Genomic DNA, 21,004 nt, shown 5'->3' on the forward strand with positions numbered 1-21,004 from the left:
GGGGGTTCACAGACTTAGGTGCGCCGCGACGCGTGGCTCCTCTACTTCTCGACCAGGAGTCTTGACGCCAAACGATTGGCGCGAGCCGGAGTCAGCCGCCGTCAGAGACGGAGGTCCGACTCGGACTTGTCGAGGATGTACTTGAGGTCGTAGAGCACGTGGCCGTTCGGGTCGCCGAAGGCGCGGATCTGCTCGGCGCCCATCTCGACGAACTCCTGGTGTGCGACGGCGAGGATGACCGCGGAGTACGACCCGAGCTCGGGCTTGTCCACAAGGTCGATCCCGTAGTGCTTGCTGGCTTCCTCGGCCCGGGCCCAGGGGTCGTGGACGTCGACAGCGACCTCGTACTCGGCGAGCTCGTCGAGGATGTCGACGACGTGCGAGTTGCGCAGGTCCGGGGTGTTCTCCTTGAAGGTGAGACCGAGGACGAGCACGCGTGCGCCGCGGACCGGGATGTTCTCCTTCGTCATGCGCTTGACGAGCTGCGAGGCGACGTAGGAGCCCATCTGGTCGTTGAGGCGCCGCCCGGCCAGGATGATCTCCGGGTGGTAGCCGACGGCCTGCGCCTTGTGGGTGAGGTAGTAGGGATCGACGCCGATGCAGTGACCACCGACGAGGCCGGGGCGGAAGCCGAGGAAGTTCCACTTGGAGCCGGCCGCCTGCAGCACCTCCTCGGTGTCGATGCCGAGCCGGTTGAAGAGGATGGCGAGCTCGTTGATGAGGGCGATGTTGACGTCGCGCTGCGTGTTCTCGATGACTTTGGCCGCCTCCGCGACGCGGATCGACGAGGCGCGGTGCGTGCCCGCCGTGATGATCGAGGCATACAGCGCGTCGACGAAGTCGGCTGCCTCGGGCGTCGACCCGGAGGTCACCTTGACGATCGTCGGGAGACGGTGCTCCTTGTCGCCGGGGTTGATCCGCTCAGGGCTGTAGCCGACGAAGAAGTCGACGTTGACGAGCAGCCCGGACAGGTCCTCGAGGACCGGGACGCACTTCTCCTCGGTCGCGCCGGGGTAGACCGTGGACTCATAGATGACGACGTCACCGGGGAGCAGGACCTTGGCGATCGTCTCGGTCGCGGAGAGGACGGGCGAGAGGTCCGGCTGCTTCGCGTCGTCGATCGGGGTCGGCGTCGTGACGATGAAGACGTTGCAGCTCGCGATGTCTGCGGGGTCCTCGGTGAACCGCAGTCCGTCGGCCGACGCAAGCTCCTCGTCGCTGACCTCGAGGGTGAAGTCGGTGCCGGCGCTGAGCTCCTTGACGCGGCCCCCGTTGATGTCGAAGCCGACGACGTCCATGATCTTGCCGAACTCGACCGCGAGCGGCAGCCCGACGTAGCCGAGGCCGACGACGGCGAGCCGCACGCCGCTGGGGAGCGCCGGGAAGGCCGGGGCGAAAGTGGCTGTGGCCTTGGTGAACGTGGTCATCGTGAACCCCTCTGTGAGGCGTCGTGGCGGGTGGTCCCGCTGACACCGAACTCGGCGAAATCGTGGTCGGCGTGCTCGGCGAGCACGTCGGATGGCTTGACGTGGGGCACCGACACCTGCGTGATGAGCGGGTGTGCGGTGGGGCTGCCGCTCTCGGCAGCGCTGAGGAGGACCTCATGGAGCTTCTCGCCCTCGCGCAGCCCGGTGAAGCTGACGCGCAGGTCCTTGCCCGACTCCTCGATGAGGCGGCGGGCGACGTCGATGATGCGCACCGGCTCACCCATGTCGAGGACGAGGACGTCACCGGGGTGACCGATGGCCGAACCCTGGAGGACGAGCTCGCACGCCTCCGGGATGGTCATGAAGAAGCGGCTGACGTCCGGGTCCGTGACCGTCACCGGGCCGCCCCGCTCGATCTGGGCGCGGAACGTGTCGAGGACCGACCCACGGGACCCGAGCACGTTGCCGAAGCGGACCGAGAGGAAACGGAGTCCGGTCTCCGCGGCATACCAGGCAGTGAGTCGCTCAGCGACGCGCTTGGTCTGTCCGAGAACGCTCGTCGCGTCGGCGGCCTTGTCGGTCGAGATGTTGACGAAGTGCTGGACGCCGTTGGTCGCGGCGCACTCGAGGACGTTGAGGGTGCCGAGGACGTTGGTCTTCCACCCCTCCTCGGGGAAGCGCTCGAGCATGGGCAGGTGCTTCAGGGCGGCGGCGTGGAAGACGACCTCCGGAGCGAGCCGGCTGAAGACCGCGCAGACGGCCTCCTTGTCCCGGATGTCGCAGAGGACCGTGTCGTCGGTGTCGAGCAGCCCGTTGCCGTCGATGGAGAGCTGGGCCGCGTGCAGGGCCGACTCGTCGCGATCGAGGAGGATGAGCTTGGCCGGGCCGAGCTGGCGCACCTGCCGGGCCAGCTCCGAACCGATCGAGCCGCCGGCGCCGGTGACCATGACGACCTTGCCGGTGATGTGCTCGGCGATGCTGGAGAGGTCGGTCTCGATCGGGCGTCGGCCGAGGAGGTCGGCCACGTTGAAGGCGCGCAGCGTGTCGAGCTCGAGGCGCCCGGCGATCATCTCTCGCAGCGGAGGGACGACGACGAGGTCGAGGCCCGCCTCGGCGCAGTGGTCGGAGACCTTCTGGATGAGCTGGGGGCTTGCCTGGCTGATGGCCAGCACGACGGTCTGGGCGCCGGTGGCGTGGGCCGCCCGCACCAGGTCGCTCCCCTGACCCACGACTCGGTATCCGCGAACGCGCAGGAAACGCAGCCGAGGGTCGTCGTCGATGAAACCGACGATCTCGTAGGGCGAGTCGGGCGAGCTGTCGACGAGGCCTGCGAGCTGGTGACCCGCGTCGCCGGCACCGTAGATGAGTGCCGGGACTCCCGAGGTCTCGCCCTGACGACGGGAACCCCGAGTCCGGGACACGCGGTGGGTCCAACGCCCGGCGGTCATGAAGAGGAAGGCCAACGCCGGCATGACGAACGCGATGCCACGCGAGAAGAGCGGCGCGGTGATGTAGAAGGTGGCACCGAGGACGACGCTGATCGCAATGACGAGCTGGCCGAGCGAGGTGACCTCGTCGAAGCTGCCGACCTTGGACCGGCCGAGGTAGAGGTGGGTCCAGAAACCGCCGACGACCTGGAGCGCGATGGCCAGGGCGACATAGGTCCACGCGATGACCCACATCCGGTCGCTGAGCGAGAACTCGTGCCGGACGAGGAGGAAGCCCAGGAGCGCCAGCAGCCAGGACCCTGCATCCCACCCGATCATCACTGACCGTCGAGCGAAGATCTGCGACCTCGACATCTAGCACCCCTGGAAAGCCTGACGATTCGTCAACTCCTGACGACGTCCACGACGCTAGGTCGGTGCTTGACGGCGCGAGACCCGAACTCGGAGAAGTCCGCCCAAGGGACAAAAATCATGGCCACACTGACTAGTCACGGCTAGTGATTACGAGTCAGTAACCTCGTTGGACGATCTTTCCGGCGATCACCGTCGCGGCAACCTGGACCGAACGCAGGTGCGCGGCGGCGGCCGCACCGCTCCTGCCCGCCGCGCGAGGGTCGGTGTCGAGGAGCACCAGATCGGCCAGGCTGCCCACCCCGACGGTCCTAGCCCCGTCGAGGCTGCCAGCGAGTGCCTGGGCCACGCCGATCGTCTCGGCAGGGTTCCACTCCTCGCGCTCATCGCCGGTGCGGTGGACTGCGGCAGCCATCGCCTCCCAGGGGTCGAGCGGCGCGACCGGGGCATCCGACCCGAGGGCGAGCGTCACGCCGGCGTCGAGCATGGAACGGAGCGCGAAGCACCGGTCCGCCCTGTCCGACCAGCACTGGTGGGTGACGTCCCGGTCGTCGAGCAGGTGAGCCGGCTGGACGCTGGCGACCACTCCGAGCCCAGCCATCCGTGCGACATCGGCCGGTGCGACCAGCTGGGCGTGCTCGATCGATCCGTGAGCACCGGTGTGCGAGAACGCATCCAGGGCGATCCCCACCGCGGCGTCGCCGATGGCGTGCACCGCGACGTCGAGTCCGTTGGCCGTCGCGAGCGCGAGGAGCTCGGCGAGCTCCTCCGGTGAGTTGTTGGCGCGTCCTCGTGGGAACTCGAGGACGTCGTCGCCGAGGTAGGGGTCGTGGCAGAACGCGGTGCGCGTGTTGAGCGACCCGTCGCTGATGATCTTGAGCGGACCCATCGTGATGAGCCCCGCCCGGTCGAGGACGTCCCCACTGCGACGACCGGCGGCGATCGTGTCGGCCAGCCCCGCGGCATACGTCGCCGTCCGCACCCGGACCACGGCGAGACCGGAGTCGGAACGCTCCACCCAGTCGGTGGCGTTGTCGGCCCATTCGAACTCGCGCACGCCGACGACGCCGCGACGCACGGCGGCGTCGAGAACTTTGGCGTATGCCGTCCGCCTGCCTTCCGCAGTCATCGTCACCTCGTCGAGCCGCGCGAAGAGCGGGAACCACTCGTTCTCCTCGACGACGCCGTCACGCGGTGGGACGTCAAGCAGGCGCAGTGCCGCCGAGTTGAGCCAGCCATGGTGGGCGTCGCCGCTGATCAGGACGACCGGGATGTCGCCGCTCACTGTGTCTAGCTCGGCAACGGTGGGCTGGCGGTCCCAAGCGGCCGCACGGTGACCGAAGCCCTGGATCACCGTGTCAGGTGCTCCCCCGCGGCGTGCGCCGACAGCGGCCTCGACGAGGCGGACGGCGTCCTCGGGACTCGTCGTGGACGAGAGGTCGAGCCGAGCCGCCGTCGCGGCCCACTGGCCGAGGTGGACGTGCTGGTCCCACAGACCTGGGAGGAGCCAGCGCCCCTCGGCGTCCAGCACCTCGTCGTCCGCGCTCGAGCTCAGGCGCGGGGCCATCTCGACGACGCGGTCTGCGACGACGCGCAGGTCGACGACGCCGGCAGGGGCGGGCCGACCTGCGACGGGGACGACTCGGGCCTGACGAATGCACAACGAGCTCACGGGGCGATCCTAGGAGGACGGCCGGGCCCCGTCCGACGGTGCCTCTGGCGCTCCAGCCGTCGGTCGGGGAAAGCGGCGGACTCGACCCCCGGAGGCGATCGTCACGGCATACCGGGCGGTGCGGAATGAGGAGGCGTTCGCACGGTTGACATGTGACCATTTGGTCACATACTGGAGCTGTGAACGCGGAGCAGGCCGTCTTCCGGGCGCTGGCCGACCCGACCCGACGAGCCATCCTCGACGCCCTCTTCAACGACGACGGCCAGAGCGTCGGTCAGCTCGTCGCGCTCTTTCCCCGCGTCACCCGGTTTGCGGTGATGAAGCACCTCACCCTCCTCGAGGAGGCAGACCTCGTCGCCACCGAGAAGGTCGGCCGAGAGAAGCGACACCACCTCAACCCCGTGCCCATCGCGCAGATCGCCGACCGCTGGGTCAGCAAGTACGCGCAACCGTTCACCCGCACGCTCCTCGACCTCAAGGGCGCGGCGGAGAACCACCACACGTCCCACGCACCCACCGAGGAGCGGCCATGACCACCCAGCACGTCTACCAGCTCTACATCCGCGCCGAGATCGAGGAGGTCTGGCACGCCCTCACCGACCCGGAGTCGACGCGCCTGTACTTCCACGCCACGCACTGGGCGTCGCCGCCGGTCGTCGGCGAGGCCTTCCGGACCCACCTCCCCGACGGTCGCGTCGCGGTCGAGGGCGTCGTCCAGGAGGTCGAGCCGCCCCACCGTCTCGTCCACACCTGGCACCCGGTCTATGACGATGACCTCGCCGCAGAGCCGGCCAGCCGGGTGGCCTGGGTCCTGACCCGGGCCGGCGAGGGGATGACCCACCTGCGCCTGACCCACAGCGCGCTCGAGGACAGCCCCCGCACGTCGGAGAACGTCCGCGACGGGTGGGTCTGGGTCCTCGACTCGCTCAAGTCGCTGCTCGAGACCGGCTCACCGCTGCCCCCGGCGACCCTCAAGCCGTCGACAGGGTGAGGATCTCCGCTCCACCGTCGGTGATGGCGATCGTGTGCTCGCTGTGGGCCGTCCGGCACCCCGTCGCGCTCCGCAGCGTCCAGCCGTCGTCATCGGTGACGAGCTCGTCGGTGTCGGCCATGACCCAGGGTTCCAGGGCGAGGAGCAGCCCCGACCGCAGCTTGTAGCCGCGCCCGGGCTGCCCCGTGTTGGAGACGTGCGGGTCCTGGTGCATCGTCGACCCGACGCCATGGCCACCGAACTGGAGGTTGATCGGGTAGCCCGCCTCTGTGAGGACGACGCCGATCGCGTGGGAGATGTCCCCCACCCTCGCGCCCGGCCGGGCGGCAGCGATCCCGGCCCGCAACGCCCGCTCGGTCGCGTCGATCATCGCGAGGTCCGCGGCCGAGGGTGAGTCGCCCACGACGAAGCTGATCGCCGAGTCGGCGACGACGCCGCGGAGGGAGACTGCGAGGTCGAGCGAGAGCAGGTCGCCGTCCGCCAACGCGTAGTCGTGCGGGAGGCCGTGCAGGACGGCGTCATTCACAGAGGTGCAGATGTAGTGGCCGAAGGGGCCCCGCCCGAAGGACGGCGCGTAGTCGACGTAGCAGGACTCGGCTCCCGCCTCGAGCATCATCGTCTTGGCCCACTGGTCGATCTCGAGGAGGTTCGTCCCGACGGTGGCGCGCTTCTTGAGCGACTGCAGGATGTCGGCGACCAGGGCACCGGCCCCTCGGGCCCGGGCCAGCTCGGTGGTGTTCAGGATCTCGATCATGCAGTGCCTCCCGGCCTGGAACCAATAACTATCCCGGTAAGACTATCCCGGCTAGAGTGCGAGCATGGTCAGGCTTCCACTCACCCCCGCCGAGATCGAGCGCGGACAGCGCCTCGGCGCCTTGCTGCGCGACGCGAGGGGCGAGCGTCCGATGCTCGACATCGCCCTCGACGCGGGCATCTCGCCCGAGACCCTCCGCAAGATCGAGTCCGGGCGCGTCGCCACTCCCGCCTTCCCGACCATCGCCGCCATCTCCGAGGTCCTCGGCCTCTCTCTCGACGTGGTGTGGGCCGAGATCAACCCGGCCGGCACCGAGGTGGCCCCGGGACCGGGCCGACCGTCCCATCGGGCGCGCGGACGCCTGGCGTCCTAGCGCGTCGCGAGGCCCGGGGGTTGGCCCACCCGAAACCCGCGCGGTGGCCGGATCGGCCATTGCCCGGGCGGGGGCAGCACCCCTACGCTCGAGTGGGCCGATCGAGCGAGGGTCGTCCGGTCCGCCCAGGGAGAAGACATGATCGGCGACCACACCCCCGTCACCACCCTCGGCGTCTCGGATCTTGCGCGGGCTCGCGAGTTCTATGAAGGCACTCTGGGCCTCTCACCCGGGACCGAGATGATGGACCAGGGCATCACCTACCAGTCGGGCTCCGGCGCCTTCTTCGTCTACACGTCCGAGTTCGCAGGCACGAACAAGGCGACGGCGATGATGTTCGAGCTGCCCGAAGACGAGTTCGACACAGCCGTGACCGAGCTGCGCTCGAAGGGCGTGACGTTCCAGACCTTCGACGTCGACGGCATGGAATGGGACGACGGAGTCGCCACCTCTGGCGACGGCGAAAGCACCTTCAAGAGCGTGTGGTTCACGGACCCCGACGGCAACATCCTCAACCTCGGCACCGGCATGCCCTGATCTGTCGCCTCGCCGTCGGCTCCACGCCTGTATGCCGTTCGCCGCAGTCCCATCCGCGCTGCGCGCGTAGACCGCACTCCGCGCTCCCGCCAGGCCCAGCCAGCGGCGAACGGCACACAGGCTTTCGCCCGTGCGTCACGTTGCTGTGGCCTCAGAGGTTGATCATGTGGCCGGCGATGCCGTGGACCGACTCCTTGACGGCCTCGGACAGCGTCGGGTGGGCGAAGACGTTGCGGGCGACCTCGTCGGCGGTGAGGTCCCACTTCTGCGCGAGGTTGAGGACGGGCAGCAGCTCGGTGACGTCAGGGCCGATCATGTGCGCGCCGAGGATCTCGTTGTGCTTGGCGTCGGCGACGATCTTGACGAAGCCGACGGCGTCGCCGAGCCCCATCGCCTTGCCGTTGGCGCTGAAGGGGAACGTCGCGGTCTTGACGTCGTAGCCCTTCTCCCTGGCCTGGGCCTCGGAGTAGCCGAACGAGCCGATCTGCGGGTGGCAGTAGGTCGCTCGCGGGATGAAGTCGTACTCGATCGGCATGGTCTCGGCACCGGCGATGGTCTCGGCGGCGACGATGCCCTGGGCCTCCGCGACGTGGGCGAGCATCAGCTTGGCGGTGCAGTCGCCGATGGCATAGACGTTCTCGACGTTGGTGCGGCAGTAGTCGTCGATCTCGACGGCGCCGCGGTCGGTGAGCTTGACCCCGATGGCTTCGAGGCCGTAGCCCTCGGTGCGCGGGGCGAACCCGATCGCCGACATGAACTTGTCGGCCTCGAGCACCTGCGAGTCGCCGCCGGCGGCCGGGGCCACGGTGACCTTGACCCCGGAGCCGGTGTCCTCGACGCCGTCGACCTTGGTCGAGAGCATCACCTTCACGCCGAGCTTCTTGTAGTGCTTGAGCAGCTCCTTGGAGACGTCGGCGTCCTCGGTCGGGACCATCCGGTCGAGGAACTCCACGATCGTCACGTCGACGCCGAAGTTCTTCATGACGTAGGCGAACTCGACGCCGATGGCACCCGAGCCGGCGATGACGATCGAGCCGGGCAAGTTCTCGTCGAGGATCTGCTCCTCGTAGGTCACGACGTTCTTGGAGACCTCCATGCCGGGGAGCATGCGGGTCACGGCGCCAGCCGCGATGATGAGCTTGTCGAAGGTGACCGTGCGCTTGTCACCCGAGTTGAGCGCGATGTCCATCGACGTAGGGCTGGTGAGCGTGCCCCAGCCGTCGATCTCCTCGATCTTGTTCTTCTTCATGAGGAAGTGGACACCCTTGACGATGCCGGACGAGACCTGGCGCGAGCGCTTGTGCGTCGGGCCGTAGGACATCGTCGCGTCACCCTCGATGCCGAACTTCGCCTTGTCATGCTGCAGCGTGTGCGCGAGCTCGGCGTTCTTGATCAGCGCCTTGGACGGGATGCACCCGACGTTGAGGCAGACGCCGCCCCAGTACTTGGACTCCACGACAGCGGCCTTGAGACCCAGCTGCGAGGCGCGGATCGCCGCGACGTATCCGCCGGGACCGGCACCAAGGACGACAACATCGAAATCAGCCATGGGACAAAGACTAGTTGTATGCCGTCCGCTCCCGTCGCGCTCCCCCGCCACTCGCAACAGGTCGGTGACTCGCTCAGCGGGGCAGCAGCCGCAGGGCCTCGTGGATCGAGCGTGAGATCGGCGCGGCCGTGTCGCTGCCGTGGCCGCCCTGGCTCACGGCGACGGACACGGCATACCGGGGCCTGTTCGTCGGGGCGTAGGACACGAACCACGACGTGTCCGACTTGCCGAAGACCTCCGCCGTCCCCGTCTTGCCCGAGACAGGCCAGTCCGCCGGCATGCCCGTGAACGCCGGCGCACCGGTGCCGGACACGACGACCGCGCGAAGGGCAGAGTGCACATAGGTCGCCACCGCCTCGGGAAGCGCGGCCCGATGGACCGGTCCCGGCGGAATGGCCTGTGCCACACCGGAGACAGGGTCGACGACCCTCACGCCCACACGCGGGGTGCGCACGACTCCGCCCCCGGCGACCGCGGCATACGCCACGCCCATCTGCAGGGGCGTCGTCGCGACGTCGCCCTGGCCGATCGAGAAGTTCGCGGCATCACCGGCCCGGAACAGGGCACCCGAGGTGCAGTTCTCGCCGGCTAACGCCTTGAGGTATGCCGCCCGCGCCGGATCGTCGCGCGCCACCTCGGGGTAGCCGGACTTCGCCCGCCTGCAGGTCCCGTCCTTGGTGTCGTCCCAGACGGCACGCTTCCAGGTGCGGTCCGGGATACGGCCCGCGCTCTCGTCGGGGAGGTCGATGCCCGACCGCTTGCCGAGCCCGAAGTCCCGGACCGTCGTGATGAACGGGTCCTTGGCGTCTGCCCCCCTGAGTCCCCCGAGAGCGAGCCACGACCGGTAGGCGACGTCATAGAAGACCGTGTCGCAGGAGACCTCGATGGCCCTGTGGAAGCTGATCGGGCCATAGGCACGCGACTCGAAGTTCCTGAACTCCCGATTGCCGATCCGATAGCTCGACCCGCACTCGTAGGTCCCCGACAAAGGCCTCCCGGCAGCCACTGCCGCAGGCACGCTCAGCGCCTTGAGGGTCGACGCCGGAGCAGTCGCCGACCCGGTCACCCGCGAGAGGAGCGGCGTCCCGGCCGTGGGTGCGGTGAGCGCGGCGTACTCCTTGGCCGAGATGCCCCCTGTCCACACGTTGGGGTCATAGGTCGGGGCGCTCGCCGAGGCCAGCACCTGCCCGGACGTGACGTCCAGCACGACCGCACCCCCCGAGTCGGCAGGTTGCCCGCGCGTGCGCGCCGCAGCCATCTCACGAGCCAACGCCTTCTCGGTGGCGGCCTGGACGGACGCGTCGATGCTCGTCACCAGGTCGCGCCCCGGCACCGGGTCGACCCGCGACACGACACCCGTGACGAGACCGCGTGGGTCGACGGACACGGTGGTGCGACCGGGGGTGCCGCGCAGGGCCGTGTCGTACTGCTGCTCGAGTCCCGCGCGCCCCACGAGGTCGTCCGCGGTGATCACGCCGGCGCCTGCCTCGGTCGCCGCGACCTCCTTGTCGGTGGCCCGGCCGAGGTAGCCGAGCAGGTGGGCCGCGTTGACGCCCAGGGGCGCGGGGTAGCGCCGCACCGGCACCGCTTCGACGGACACTCCGGGGAAGAGGTCCGGCCTCTCGACGAGGCTGAGGGCGCGCTGCGCATCGACGCCGCTCGCGATCGGGATGGGCACCTGGGGCGACCCGGACCAGCACGCCGGCGCTGGAGGAGCGCCCTCCTCGCCGCACAGGTGCGTGCGGGCCAGGAGCTCGTCCAGGGGGCGCCCGAGGGTCTGGGCCACCCGCGTGAGCAGGCCACGAGCCGCGTCGTCGCTCTCGGCGACGACGCGCCGCTCGAGCGTCACCACGGTGACGGACGTGTTGTCCGCCAACGGTTTCCCGGTGCGGTCGAGGATGCGACCACGCACCGCGGGGACGATGATCTCGCGCGTGTTGAGAGCTGCAGCTGCGGCGGTGTAGTCGGAGTGCTCGGTGAGCTGCACCTGGCCCAGCCGACCGAAGAGCGCGACGAAGAGCAGCGCGACCACCGCGCCGGCGGCCAGGAACCGGCCCTGGTGCGCCGACCCGTCCCTGGGTCGGATGCCGATGTCGGTCACGCGAACCTCCGGTGCTCTGCGTGCCGCTCGACGACGTTGAACAGGGGTACCAGCAGGAGTCCGACGGTCGCGGTGGCCAGCACGCGACCCAGCGAGGAGCCGACATCGACCGGGACACCCTGCGCCAGGGCGAGCAGGGCCCGCACCGCTTCCAGTCCGCAGCCGGCGACCGCGATCACGGCGACGACCCAGACGAGCGACACCCGACCGGGGCGACGGGCGAGCCCGACGGCGAAGCCGCACACGGCATACAGAAGGGCCTGGGTGCCGAGCACCGCCGAACCGGGCGGGAGCAGGTCGAGGAGCCATCCGCCGGCCAGGCCGGTGAGGAGGCCGGCACGTGGTCCGGCGCGTAGCGCCGCCGACGCGACGACCACGAGGACGAGGTCGGGCAGCGGAGCGAGGTGACGGGCGCCCAGCGTCACCACGAGGACGGCCCCGACGAGCAGGAGGGCGCCACGCAGGACCGCGCCCGGCACGGTCATGACGCTCCCCCGGTGACGTTCGGTCGTGGGGTGGTCCGAGGCCCGGTGAGGAGGACACCGACGACCGACAGCCGACCCACGTCCACGGCAGGTCGCACGGTGCCCGTCGGTGCGAGGCGTCCGCGACGGGGCTCGACCTCGCTCACCGTCCCGACGAGGACACCAGCGACGAACGGGCGGCCTCCGACGCTTCCCAGGGTGCGCACCTGGTCTCCGACACGGAGCGTGCCGCTCTGGACGAGCGTGAGGCCGAGCTCGCCCGGGGCGCGCTCGGCTGCCGGGGCAGCCGACCCACCGACGGTCGCCAGGGCACCCGACGTCCCGACCGTGGCACCGACGGTGACGTCCGGCCCGCCGACGACGAGGACGTCGGACGTCCATGGGGCCACGGCCTCCACGCGTCCGACGAGCCCGTCGCCCGAGACGACGGTGCGGTCGGCGCTGACCCCGTCGCGGCTGCCGACGTCGATGGTGATGCGGACGATGCCCTGCGGTCCGGGTGCGCCGACTCCGACGACTCGGGCCGGCACCACCCGCGCCCCCGCGGTCGAGGCGGAGGCGAGCAGGGTCGTGAGCGAGGCCCCACCCTCCCGCGCCAGCCGGGCCTCACGCAGCTCGCTCGCCAACCGGTCGTTCTCGCGACGGAGCTCGTCCTCGCCGGGGCGACCTGCCGGGGCGAGAACCCGCTCGAGCGGACCGAGGACGGTCGCGGCTCCGCGCCGGAGCAGCCCTGTGCCGGGGCCTCCCACGAGGTCCACGACCACGAGGGCCAGGGTGACGAGCACCGCGAGCGCGACGAGGCGACGCCGTCGGCGGTCGGCCGCGTCTCCCCTCACGGCCGTCGGTTGTCGACGAGGACGCGGTGGAGGGTGTCGAACTCCTCGACGCACTTGCCGGCACCCCTGGCGACGGCCCGCAGCGGGTCGTCGGCCACGGTGACGGGGACGCCCAGCTCGTGGTGCATCCGTTCGGCGAGCCCGCGCAACAGGGCCCCACCGCCGGTGAGGGTGATGCCGCGCTCGAGGATGTCGCCGGCGAGCTCGGGCGGGCAGACGTCGAGGACGGCCCGGGCCAGCTCGACCATCTGCAGGACCGGTGCCTCGATGGCGCGACGGACCTCGACCGACGAGATCGACACGGTCTTGGGCAGGCCGGTCACGAGGTCGCGACCGCGCACCCGCTCACTGAGCTCCTGGCGCATCGGGAACGCCGACCCGACCGCGACCTTGATCTGCTCGGCGCTGCGCTCACCGAGGAGCAGGGAGTACTCGGACTTCACGTGGGCGATGATCGCCTCGTCGACCTCGTCGCCGCCGGTGCGGATCGAGCGCGACGTGACGATGCCGCCGAGGCTGATGACGGCGACGTTGGTGGTCCCGCCGCCGAGGTCCACGACCATCGAGGCCATCGTCTCCTCGATGGGCAGTCCGGCTCCGATGGCCGCCGCCATGGGCTCCTCGATGACGTGGACGCGTCGCGCACCGGAGCGCAGTGTGGAGTCCTCGAGCGCCCGGCGCTCGACGCTGGTGATGTCGCTCGGCACGCACACGACCATCCGCGGCCGGAACAGGCGCGAGGGCGCCACCTGGTCGACGAAGTAGCGCAGCATCCGCTCCGTGACGTCGGCGTCGGAGATGACCCCGTCGCGAAGGGGACGGACGGCACTGACCGAGTCGGGCGTGCGGCCGAGCATCTCCTTGGCGCGGTGGCCGGCGGCGAGGAGCTGGGAGGTGCCGCTGCGCACCGCGACGACCGACGGCTCGTCGAGGACGACCCCACGGCCCCGCTCGTAGATCACCGTGTTGGCCGTCCCGAGGTCGATCGCGAGGTCCCTCGCGCGCACCCATCGGTCCAGTCCAGCCACGTTCGCGATGCTACGCGGCGGGCCTCTCGGTCCCTCGCCAACACGCGCGGGGCACGGACTCCTCCATCAGTCGAGGTGGACAGCACGCTGTCGTGGTCAGCCGGTGGCGCCGAACTGTTCGACGCGGATCGCCGCCGGCTCGAGACCGGACTCGATCAAGGGCTCTTCGGCGAACTGGGCGAACCGCGAGGAGCCGCAGACGTACGCGATCTGGATGCCCACGAGGAGCGGCGCGATCTCCGCTCGTGTCGGGGCGCCTGCCGCACGTTCGCTCGTCGCCAGACGAGTGAAGGTGATCGTGGCGCCCGCCTGCGCGAGCTCCTCGGCGTAGGGCAGCTCCTCAGGGCGTCGCGCGACTGCAACGACGCGGAGCAGGTCTTCGCGGCCGAGGTGCCGAGCTGCGCGCGTCATGGCGACCGCGGGGACGACGCCGGTCCCGCCGACCAGGCAGAGCGCCGGGGTCTTGGTGTCCCACCTGAACCATCGGCCGATCGGGCCGCGCATCTCGAGGACGTCGCCGACCTCGGCGACGTCCGCCAGGAACTCGGAGATCTCGCCGTTCGGGAGCCGCTCGATGAGGAACTCGACGAGTGGGTCGTTGTCGTCGGACGCGATGGAGTACGACCGCTGGGCCGTGTAGTCGTCCGGGGCACGTAACCGGACGAGGTAGTGCTGTCCGGGCCAGTGGCGATGGCGGTCCTCGACGAGCATGCGCAGTCGCACCAGATCCGGCGAGGGGAAGTCCTTGGTGATGATGCGGCCGGTCGTCCAGGCCGTCGGGCCCGGGCTCGAGGACGCTACGGAGCTGTCGGTCGTCACTGGTCGCCTTCGTAGCGTTGTTCGCGCCACGGGTCGCCGCGGTCGTGGTAGCCGTTACGCTCCCAGAAGCCGGGCCGGTCCTCCGCCGTCAGCTCGAGACGGCTGATCCACTTCGCGGACTTCCAGAAGTACAGGTGCGGAACCAGCAGCCGAACCGGGCCGCCGTGCTCGGGTGTCAGTGGTCTGCCGTCGTACTCCCACACCACCCACGCCCGCCCGTCGGTGACGTCAGCCAGGGGCAGGTTGGTGGTGTAGCCGGTCTCGGAGTGGGCGATCACGAACCGTGCCTCCTCCTGCGGCTCCGCAGCGCTGAGCAGGCTGTCGACGCTGACCCCGGCGAAGCTCACGTCGAACTTCGACCAGGTCGTCACGCAGTGGATGTCACCGTGGAACGCGGACTTCGGGAGCTGCTGGATGGTGTCCCACGTCCAGGTCGTCGGCTGGTCCACGAGGCCGTCGATGCGAAGGGTCCACGACTCGAGCCGAATGCCCGGTGTGGCCTCGGCGGTCAGGACCGGCCAACCACCACCGACATCGTATTGATCGGGAGGCAACCGGCCCTCAGGGCCATCGGGGCGGCGTCGGAAGAACCCTCGGGTCACCGGCATCAGGCTTCTCCTCGTGGACGGGGCACACGCCAGAAGTCGTTCTTGCCGCAGCCTACTCAGGACCACGGCGAACAGACGCAGGTATGCCGCCCGCACACGGGTGCGGACGGCATACCTTGCGCTGTCTGTCAGCTCTTCAGCGTCACTGCTTCGGGTTCTTGCCCCGGTTGCAGGGGTTGCCGACGTCCACGGTCTCGCCGCGGTCGACGACGATGCTGCGGGTGCCGAGGACCTTGCCCTGCTTGTTCTCGCAGGTGAGGTTCCACGTCTCCTTGACGCCGGTGACGATGGCCGGGTCCGGCGCCTGGAAGGACATCGTGCCCGTCCAGTCGGCAGCCGAGCCGCCGCCGTAGTTCACGGCCTCGACGCGGTAGCCACCGGGCACCGGGTCGAGAGCGGCCGCGATCTCCGGGTTGGCCAGGGTTGCGGCAGACGCGACCTGGTTGCCGGCCGAGTCGTAGATGAAGAAGTCCCAGTCGACGTTGGGATCCGGGTTCGGACCCTGCCAACCGAAGGTGAAGAGCACCTTGCCGTTGTCGTAGGTCGGCAGGCCCTGGATCGTGACGTTCGAGAACTCCGAGCCACCGACCGGCGGCAGGCCGGCCGGGTTGGGGATCGGTGCGCTCGGCTGCTGCGGAGCGACCGCGTCACGACCGTAGCGACCGGCGACGATCGGTCGGGTCGACGGGTTGACCGCCCACGAGAACGACCCACCCTTGCCCTGGAGCGACGAGGTGAGGACGTCGGTGAAGGGGATCGGTGCTCCCACGGAGCCATCCGCCTGGATGACCGGGGAGGTCATGCCCTGGTAGGTCTTGCGGATCGTGAGGTCGGTGTTGGCCGGCGCCTTGCCGGTGATCGTCGAGTGCAGGGACTTGTCGACCGTGGCTGCCGCCATCTTGTAGTACGCCTCACGGTTGCCACCCTTGCCTGCCCCGGCTGCGGGGGCGAGTCCGGCGTACTCCGCGACGACTCCGGTCTCGTACGGCGGGTGGAAGCCCTCCGTGCCGATCTCGAACGTGAAGCCGAGGCCGCCGGTGTTCCAGTAGCTCCAGTCCTCGGTCGAGCCCGACGTGTCGTAGAGACCGAACGACGGGATGTTGGCGTAGTCGTTGTGCTGCGCCATGTCCGCGCCGAGCGCGCGGTACTTGAGCTCGTCGGGGGTGAACCCGGTCGAGGCCAGCGACGGCGGGCGCAGGATGAGGTTGCTGAAGGTGTGGTTGGTGATGAGGTTGGTCACCTGGCGGGAGCTGACCAGCTTGCGGACCGCGTCGACCTCGGGCTCGCCGCCGGGGGCGTCACCGCGGAAGGTGTCGCTCCGCCAGTTGGTCGAGGCGCCGGGGCCACCCCAGAAGCCGGGGTAGTTGCGGTTCGGGTCGGTGCCGCGCTCACGACCCGCGAGGTTGTTGTCGCAGGTGCCGGTCCGGGACGCCGCTGGCGTCTGGATGCTGATGGCGCAGTTCTTGCGCTTCATCTCGTAGTCGAACCTGCTGAAGTCACCCAGTGGGGCGGCCTTGCGCGAGATCTCGAACCCGTCGACGTTGACCACGGGGACGACGATGGTGCGCATGCTCTTGAGCAGGCCGGCGTTGCGCGCGTCCCCGCCCTCGAGGAGGTCGTAGGCGAACTCCAGCGAGTGCTCGGACGACGGCCACTCGCGGGCGTGGTGGGCACCCATGAGGAGGAAGACCGGCTTGCCGTCCTTGGTGTTGGACGCGTTGTCGGTGATCTCGATGCCCTGGATCGGCTTGCCCAGCACGGACGGGTTCGCCAGGGTGAGGGGCTTGACCTTCGTCGGGTACTTCGCGGCCAGGGCCGCCATCTCGGAGTTGTAGTCGGCCAGGTGGCGGTAGCCCGTGCGCCCACTGGGGAGCTCGGACTCGGCCACGCTCGCGGCGTACGCCTTGTCCTTGGCCTTGTTGGCCCGCTCCACGGCCGCCAGGTCGGCAACCTTCACCGTCCACTTCTTGCCAGACGCCCGCAGCTTGGCCACGTCGGCCGCTCCGTGCAGAACGACGTCGACGCCGGTGGTGTCGGCGTGCTCCGTGGTGTCGAGGCCCAGGGCGTCGACCGCCGAGCGCTCCTTCTGCGTGGACGCATGCACGGTGACGATCTGCACCTTGTCGTCCTGCGCGTTGGGGCGCGGCGCCGCGGTGGCGACTCCCGTACCCACGAGGCCGATGGTGGCCAGCGCGACGACGCCCACCACCCCCGGCCCGACTCGACTGATCCTCATGCCCACTCCTTCGATCAAGGGACGCGGCCTGATGGGCCGCGAGCCTCAACCTAGAGCGCTACCGGCCGTTCTGCCCGGTGAGAGCGGGCCATCTTTGTGGCGAGGCCGGCGCGAGGGTGCAGATCGCTCAGAGCTGGGGGAACCAGATCCCGATCTCGCGCGCGGCCGACTCGGCGGAGTCAGAACCGTGGACGATGTTCTTCTGCACCTTCTCGCCCCAGTCGCGACCGAGGTCACCGCGGATGCTGCCGGGCGCGGCGTCGGTCGGGTTCGTCGCACCGGCGAGGGAGCGGAAGCCGGGGATGCAGCCCTGTCCCTCGATCACCGCGGCGGTCACCGGGCCGGACGACATGAACTCGAGGAGCGGCTCGTAGAAGGGCTTGCCCTCGTGCTCGGCGTAGTGCGCGGCGAGCATCTCGCGGGTCGGGGACGTCACGGCGAGGGCCACCAGGGTGTATCCCTTGGCCTCGATGCGCCGCAGCACCTCCCCGGAGAGACCGCGGGCGTAGCCGTCAGGCTTGACGAGGACGAGCGAGCGTTCGGTGGTCACGCGGCCACCCTAGCGACCGGTCTCGGCGTCCTGCTCGCGGGCCGCCATCATCGCGTCGACCTGCTGGCCCTTGACGAGGCAGAGGACCCAGAGCCCGGTGAAGATCAGACCGACCCCGATCATCGCGGGGACGACGATCGCACTGAGCCAAGTGAGCAGCTGGACGAGCCAGCCGAGCGGCAGCCCGAGCGGACCGCGGAGCAGCCCGGCCGCGACGAACGCGAGGAGCGCGAGCCCGCAACCCACCCACAGCAGGGTCCTGGCGTTGTCGGCTCCGTCGGCGATGGCGGTGCTGCGGGCGAGCAGGGCGCCGAGCAGGATGACGAGCGCCTGGCTTCCGAGCACCGTGGCCAGCATCCGCCAGGTGAACGTGCCCGTCCGCCCCAGTAACGGGAGGCGGGTCATCCGCGTTTCCACTCCCGCACGTCGATCGCGGCCTTGGCGGCCTCGAGCGGCGCCTTGGTCGCCTGGCGGTAGAGCTTGATCGCGGTGACCTTCTTGCCCTTGGCGAGGGCGAGGTCGATGGACTGCTGCACCTCGGCCGGCAGGTCCTCGACCGGCCGGAAGCTGATCTTGTCGCCGCGGGTGCTCTCGCGCAGCTTGGTCACGAGCCAGAAGACCAGCGCCGCGACGGCGACGAGGACGATCAGTTTGGTGATCGGGTGCATGCCATGAGGGTATGCGGCCCGCTCCCGTTCACTGGACGGGTGCCCGTTGCGGCCGGCGTCAGGGGTGCAGACCCTGACCAGCCGCGCAGCCACGAGAGCGCGCGGGACCACGATCTGCGCGGACGGCGCCAACCGCGCAGCCATCACGCCTGACCGGGGTCAGGCGTCGGTGACGCCGAGGAGCATGCGCACCTCGGCGGCGGTGATGACCGAACCCGTCGCGAGGACTCCCCCGCCGACCCCGCTCTCGTCGGCGATGCCGGCCGCGCGGTCGAGGGCATCGGGGAGGTCGTCGACCACGGTCACGCGACCCTCACCGAAGATGCCCTTGGCGATCTCGCCGAGGTCGTTGGGGCGCATCGCCCGCGCCGACGTCGTGCGCGTGACGATGACCTCGTCGAGGACCGGCTCGAGGATCTCGAGCATCTGGGACGCGTCCTTGTCCTTGAGGATCGCGACGACACCGACGAGCTTGGTGAAGGTGAAGGCTTCCTGCAGACCATCGCGCAGGGCGATGGCACCGGCCGGGTTGTGCGCCGCGTCGACGAGGACGGTGGGGCTGCGGCGCACGACCTCGAGCCGACCCGGCGAGGTCGCCGCCGCGAGCCCTGCCTTGAGCACGTCAAGGTCCAGCTCCTGCTCCCCGCCGCCGATGAAGGCCTCGACGGCGGCGATCGCGAGGGTCGCGTTCTGCGCCATGTGCGCGCCGTGGAACGGGAGGAAGAGGTCGCCATAGGTCGTCGCCAGCCCACGCACGCTGAGCGCCTGTCCCCCGACGGCGACGTCTGCACCCTCGAGCCCGAACTGCTGTCCCTCCACCGCGATCTGGGCGCCCACCTCGTCGGCGCGCTCGGCGAGGATCGCCATGACGGCCGGGTCGTCCTGCTCCGCCGAGATGACGATGCCGTCGGCCTTGATGATCCCGGCCTTCTCGAGCGCGATCGCCCCCACGGTGTTGCCGAGGAAGTGCTGGTGGTCGAGGGCGATGGGCGTGATGACCGAGACGACCCCGTCAGCGACGTTGGTCGCGTCCCAGCTCCCGCCCATGCCGACCTCAATGATCGCGACGTCGACGGGGGCGTCGGCGAACGCCGCGTAGGCGACAGCCACGAGGACCTCGAAGTAGGTCATCCGCGGCTCGTCGTCCTCCGCCGACCTCGCGTCGACGAGCTCGATGAGCGGAAGGACCTCGGCGTAGGCGCGCAGGAACTTCTCGGCCTCGATCGGGCGCCCGCCGATGGCGATCCGCTCGAGCATCGTGTGCATGTGCGGCGAGGTGAACCGGCCTGTCGTCAGCCCCATCTCGCGCAGGATCGACTCGACCACCCGAGCGGTCGTCGTCTTGCCGTTGGTCCCCGTGAGGTGGATGACCGGATAGGTGCGCTGTGGGTCACCGGCCAGCTCCATGACGGCCTGGATGCGGTCGAGCGAAGGCTCGAGGTCGTGCTCGGGCGCGCGGGCGAGGATCGACTCCTCGACCTCACGCAACCGCTGCATGATCTCGAGGGTGCGCGCTGCTTCGCGCTGGGAAGAGTCGGGAGCCGGTGCCATGGAACCCATTCTCTCAGCCCGGACGCCGGCTCCCGGACGCTGCCGACGGGCTCAGTCGAAGGAGGCGCCGTCGAAGTCCTCGGGGGTGTACTCACGCGGCTCGACGAGCACCATCCAGTTGCCGGAGTTGTCACGCATGAGCGCCTCGACGCCATAGGGACGGTCCTCGGGCTGCTGGAGGAACTCGACCCCCTTGGCCTTGAGCTCCTCGACCGTCTTGCGGCAGTCGTCGACATGGAGGCCCACCCCGGGGAGGCCGCCCTCGGCCTGCGCCCGCTGCATCGCCGAGATGAGGTCGTCCGAGAGAGGCTTGCTCGGGGTCGTGAGGTGGAGCGAGAGCTCGGGTTGGTCAGGATGGGTGACGGTCACCCAGCGGAAGTCCTCCCCGAGGACGATGTCGTCGCCGGCGGCGAAGCCGAGGACGTCGGTGTAGAAGGCGAGGGACTCGTCGAGATCCTTCACCCAGACGGACACGAGGGACACGTTGGTGATCATGGGCTCGACGGTATGCCGCCGGGTCAGCGCCCCGCTTCTCCCGAATTGCTCGGTATGCCGCCCTCTTCGGTTCCCGAGTCGCCGCGCCTCTCGACGAGACCGGTCATGAAGACCCAACAGCCAGGAATGCGTGGGGCGCCGCTCACGGCATACCTCGCCTGGAAGGCACTGGGAGTCTCACCGACGATCTCGCGGAACCGACTGCTGAAGGAGCCGAGGCTCGAGTAGCCGACGGCGTGGCAGACCTCCGTCACGGTGAGGTTCGTCGTCCGCAGGAGGTCCTGCGCGCGTTCGACGCGCCGCTCCCCGAGGTAGGCGAGCGGGGTGAGTCCGTAGACCTTCGCGAACGACCGCAGGAAGTGGAACTTGCTCAACCGGGCGATGGTGGCGAGCTCGTCGAGGTCGAGCTCCTGCGCGAACCCGCGGTCGATGTGGTCGCGGGCTCGGCGCAGGTGCACGAGCACGTCACCGGGGACTCGACGCGTGGGCTCGGGCACCGGCCCAGAGTAGCCAGCCTCCGGCAGC

At 69.8% G+C, this 21,004-nt stretch carries 22 protein-coding genes; 4 read left to right on the forward strand and 18 right to left on the reverse strand.

Annotation, left to right across the window (positions count from 1 at the left end; genetic code table 11):
- Positions 1–101: 101 nt before the first annotated feature.
- The 3 genes from tviB to ACFQW8_RS01035 form a co-directional block, all read right to left on the reverse strand.
- Positions 102–1,427 carry a Vi polysaccharide biosynthesis UDP-N-acetylglucosamine C-6 dehydrogenase TviB gene (gene tviB / locus ACFQW8_RS01025; RefSeq protein ID WP_380085118.1) on the reverse strand — a complete coding sequence of 442 codons (1,326 nt, stop codon included), beginning with the start codon at positions 1,425–1,427 and terminating at the stop codon, positions 102–104.
- Positions 1,424–3,229, reverse strand: a complete 1,806-nt coding sequence (locus tag ACFQW8_RS01030) for a polysaccharide biosynthesis protein (RefSeq protein WP_380085119.1) — start codon at positions 3,227–3,229, stop codon at positions 1,424–1,426. Before ACFQW8_RS01030 ends, tviB begins: the two co-directional genes overlap by 4 nt.
- A 154-nt stretch (positions 3,230–3,383) precedes the next feature.
- Positions 3,384–4,898 (reverse strand): amidohydrolase, encoded by a 1,515-nt coding sequence (locus ACFQW8_RS01035; RefSeq protein WP_380085121.1) that lies wholly within the window; start codon positions 4,896–4,898, stop codon positions 3,384–3,386.
- 179 nt (positions 4,899–5,077) lie between these two features.
- Here ACFQW8_RS01035 and ACFQW8_RS01040 point away from each other — a divergent pair, with 179 nt between their 5' ends.
- Together ACFQW8_RS01040 and ACFQW8_RS01045 are read left to right on the forward strand one after the other, a co-directional pair.
- Positions 5,078–5,431 carry an ArsR/SmtB family transcription factor gene (locus ACFQW8_RS01040; protein ID WP_380085122.1) on the forward strand — a complete coding sequence of 118 codons (354 nt, stop codon included), beginning with the start codon at positions 5,078–5,080 and terminating at the stop codon, positions 5,429–5,431.
- Entirely contained in the window at positions 5,428–5,889 is a 462-nt protein-coding gene (locus tag ACFQW8_RS01045) for an SRPBCC family protein (protein WP_380085123.1), read from the forward strand. The genes ACFQW8_RS01040 and ACFQW8_RS01045 overlap by 4 nt, the downstream gene beginning before the upstream one ends.
- Here ACFQW8_RS01045 and map read toward each other — a convergent pair.
- Positions 5,870–6,643 (reverse strand): type I methionyl aminopeptidase, encoded by a 774-nt coding sequence (gene map / locus ACFQW8_RS01050; RefSeq protein WP_380085124.1) that lies wholly within the window; start codon positions 6,641–6,643, stop codon positions 5,870–5,872. The genes ACFQW8_RS01045 and map overlap by 20 nt on opposite strands.
- A 64-nt stretch (positions 6,644–6,707) precedes the next feature.
- Between map and ACFQW8_RS01055 the strand changes: the two genes are divergently transcribed.
- Both ACFQW8_RS01055 and ACFQW8_RS01060 read left to right on the forward strand, forming a co-directional pair.
- Positions 6,708–7,016 carry a helix-turn-helix transcriptional regulator gene (locus tag ACFQW8_RS01055; RefSeq protein ID WP_380085125.1) on the forward strand — a complete coding sequence of 103 codons (309 nt, stop codon included), beginning with the start codon at positions 6,708–6,710 and terminating at the stop codon, positions 7,014–7,016.
- Between the two features lie 138 nt (positions 7,017–7,154).
- A complete protein-coding gene (locus ACFQW8_RS01060) occupies positions 7,155–7,553 on the forward strand; it encodes a VOC family protein (protein WP_380085126.1) in 399 nt (132 codons plus the stop codon).
- 151 nt (positions 7,554–7,704) lie between these two features.
- Here ACFQW8_RS01060 and lpdA read toward each other — a convergent pair whose 3' ends face one another.
- From lpdA to ACFQW8_RS01130, 14 genes are all read right to left on the reverse strand, one after another.
- Entirely contained in the window at positions 7,705–9,102 is a 1,398-nt protein-coding gene (gene lpdA / locus ACFQW8_RS01065) for a dihydrolipoyl dehydrogenase (protein WP_380085127.1), read from the reverse strand.
- Between the two features lie 73 nt (positions 9,103–9,175).
- Entirely contained in the window at positions 9,176–11,203 is a 2,028-nt protein-coding gene (gene mrdA / locus ACFQW8_RS01070) for a penicillin-binding protein 2 (protein WP_380085128.1), read from the reverse strand.
- Positions 11,200–11,688, reverse strand: coding sequence for a rod shape-determining protein MreD (gene mreD / locus ACFQW8_RS01075; RefSeq protein WP_380085129.1), 489 nt, complete (start codon positions 11,686–11,688; stop codon positions 11,200–11,202). Before mreD ends, mrdA begins: the two co-directional genes overlap by 4 nt.
- Positions 11,685–12,524: a rod shape-determining protein MreC gene (gene mreC / locus ACFQW8_RS01080; protein ID WP_380085130.1), complete on the reverse strand. Its 840-nt coding sequence runs from the start codon at positions 12,522–12,524 to the stop codon at positions 11,685–11,687. Before mreC ends, mreD begins: the two co-directional genes overlap by 4 nt.
- On the reverse strand, positions 12,521–13,552 hold the full coding sequence (gene mreB, locus ACFQW8_RS01085; protein ID WP_380085131.1) for a rod shape-determining protein: 1,032 nt from the start codon (positions 13,550–13,552) through the stop codon (positions 12,521–12,523). Before mreB ends, mreC begins: the two co-directional genes overlap by 4 nt.
- A gap of 96 nt (positions 13,553–13,648) precedes the next feature.
- Positions 13,649–14,371: an FAD-binding oxidoreductase gene (locus tag ACFQW8_RS01090; RefSeq protein WP_380085132.1), complete on the reverse strand. Its 723-nt coding sequence runs from the start codon at positions 14,369–14,371 to the stop codon at positions 13,649–13,651.
- The gene (locus tag ACFQW8_RS01095; protein WP_380085134.1) at positions 14,368–14,979 is read right to left on the reverse strand and encodes a sulfite oxidase-like oxidoreductase; all 612 of its coding nucleotides are present in this window, start codon (positions 14,977–14,979) and stop codon (positions 14,368–14,370) included. Before ACFQW8_RS01095 ends, ACFQW8_RS01090 begins: the two co-directional genes overlap by 4 nt.
- A gap of 142 nt (positions 14,980–15,121) precedes the next feature.
- Complete coding sequence (locus ACFQW8_RS01100) at positions 15,122–17,215, reverse strand: M14 family zinc carboxypeptidase (protein ID WP_380085135.1); 2,094 nt, start codon at positions 17,213–17,215, stop codon at positions 15,122–15,124.
- A 127-nt stretch (positions 17,216–17,342) separates the two neighbouring features.
- Positions 17,343–17,765, reverse strand: coding sequence for a nucleoside-diphosphate kinase (gene ndk, locus ACFQW8_RS01105; protein WP_380085136.1), 423 nt, complete (start codon positions 17,763–17,765; stop codon positions 17,343–17,345).
- A 9-nt stretch (positions 17,766–17,774) separates the two neighbouring features.
- A complete protein-coding gene (locus tag ACFQW8_RS01110) occupies positions 17,775–18,170 on the reverse strand; it encodes a DUF4233 domain-containing protein (RefSeq protein ID WP_380085137.1) in 396 nt (131 codons plus the stop codon).
- Entirely contained in the window at positions 18,167–18,433 is a 267-nt protein-coding gene (locus ACFQW8_RS01115) for a hypothetical protein (protein WP_380085138.1), read from the reverse strand. The genes ACFQW8_RS01110 and ACFQW8_RS01115 overlap by 4 nt, the downstream gene beginning before the upstream one ends.
- Before the next feature lie 159 nt (positions 18,434–18,592).
- Complete coding sequence (locus ACFQW8_RS01120; protein WP_380085139.1) at positions 18,593–19,993, reverse strand: bifunctional folylpolyglutamate synthase/dihydrofolate synthase; 1,401 nt, start codon at positions 19,991–19,993, stop codon at positions 18,593–18,595.
- Positions 19,994–20,035: 42 nt separating this feature from the next.
- Positions 20,036–20,479 (reverse strand): VOC family protein, encoded by a 444-nt coding sequence (locus ACFQW8_RS01125; protein ID WP_380085140.1) that lies wholly within the window; start codon positions 20,477–20,479, stop codon positions 20,036–20,038.
- Positions 20,480–20,502: 23 nt separating this feature from the next.
- Positions 20,503–20,976, reverse strand: a complete 474-nt coding sequence (locus ACFQW8_RS01130) for a helix-turn-helix transcriptional regulator (RefSeq protein WP_380085141.1) — start codon at positions 20,974–20,976, stop codon at positions 20,503–20,505.
- Between the last annotated feature and the right edge of the window lie 28 nt (positions 20,977–21,004).

Origin of the sequence: Knoellia altitudinis (genome assembly GCF_042666355.1) — a bacterium.
Taxonomy (GTDB): domain Bacteria; phylum Actinomycetota; class Actinomycetes; order Actinomycetales; family Dermatophilaceae; genus Knoellia; species Knoellia altitudinis.

Bases quoted from the DNA above. Each gene is read 5' to 3' on its own strand.
- ACFQW8_RS01100 (WP_380085135.1), bottom strand. From the start codon at position 17,215: ATGAGGATCAGTCGAGTCGGGCCGGGGGTGGTGGGCGTCGTCGCGCTG.
- ACFQW8_RS01030 (WP_380085119.1), bottom strand. From the start codon at position 3,229: ATGTCGAGGTCGCAGATCTTCGCTCGACGGTCAGTGATGATCGGGTGG.
- ACFQW8_RS01045 (WP_380085123.1), top strand. From the start codon at position 5,428: ATGACCACCCAGCACGTCTACCAGCTCTACATCCGCGCCGAGATCGAG.
- ACFQW8_RS01125 (WP_380085140.1), bottom strand. From the start codon at position 20,479: ATGATCACCAACGTGTCCCTCGTGTCCGTCTGGGTGAAGGATCTCGAC.
- ACFQW8_RS01120 (WP_380085139.1), bottom strand. From the start codon at position 19,993: ATGGGTTCCATGGCACCGGCTCCCGACTCTTCCCAGCGCGAAGCAGCG.
- ACFQW8_RS01115 (WP_380085138.1), bottom strand. From the start codon at position 18,433: ATGCACCCGATCACCAAACTGATCGTCCTCGTCGCCGTCGCGGCGCTG.
- lpdA (WP_380085127.1), bottom strand. From the start codon at position 9,102: ATGGCTGATTTCGATGTTGTCGTCCTTGGTGCCGGTCCCGGCGGATAC.
- ACFQW8_RS01095 (WP_380085134.1), bottom strand. From the start codon at position 14,979: ATGCCGGTGACCCGAGGGTTCTTCCGACGCCGCCCCGATGGCCCTGAG.
- tviB (WP_380085118.1), bottom strand. From the start codon at position 1,427: ATGACCACGTTCACCAAGGCCACAGCCACTTTCGCCCCGGCCTTCCCG.
- ACFQW8_RS01060 (WP_380085126.1), top strand. From the start codon at position 7,155: ATGATCGGCGACCACACCCCCGTCACCACCCTCGGCGTCTCGGATCTT.
- map (WP_380085124.1), bottom strand. From the start codon at position 6,643: ATGATCGAGATCCTGAACACCACCGAGCTGGCCCGGGCCCGAGGGGCC.
- ACFQW8_RS01055 (WP_380085125.1), top strand. From the start codon at position 6,708: ATGGTCAGGCTTCCACTCACCCCCGCCGAGATCGAGCGCGGACAGCGC.
- ACFQW8_RS01110 (WP_380085137.1), bottom strand. From the start codon at position 18,170: ATGACCCGCCTCCCGTTACTGGGGCGGACGGGCACGTTCACCTGGCGG.
- mreD (WP_380085129.1), bottom strand. From the start codon at position 11,688: ATGACCGTGCCGGGCGCGGTCCTGCGTGGCGCCCTCCTGCTCGTCGGG.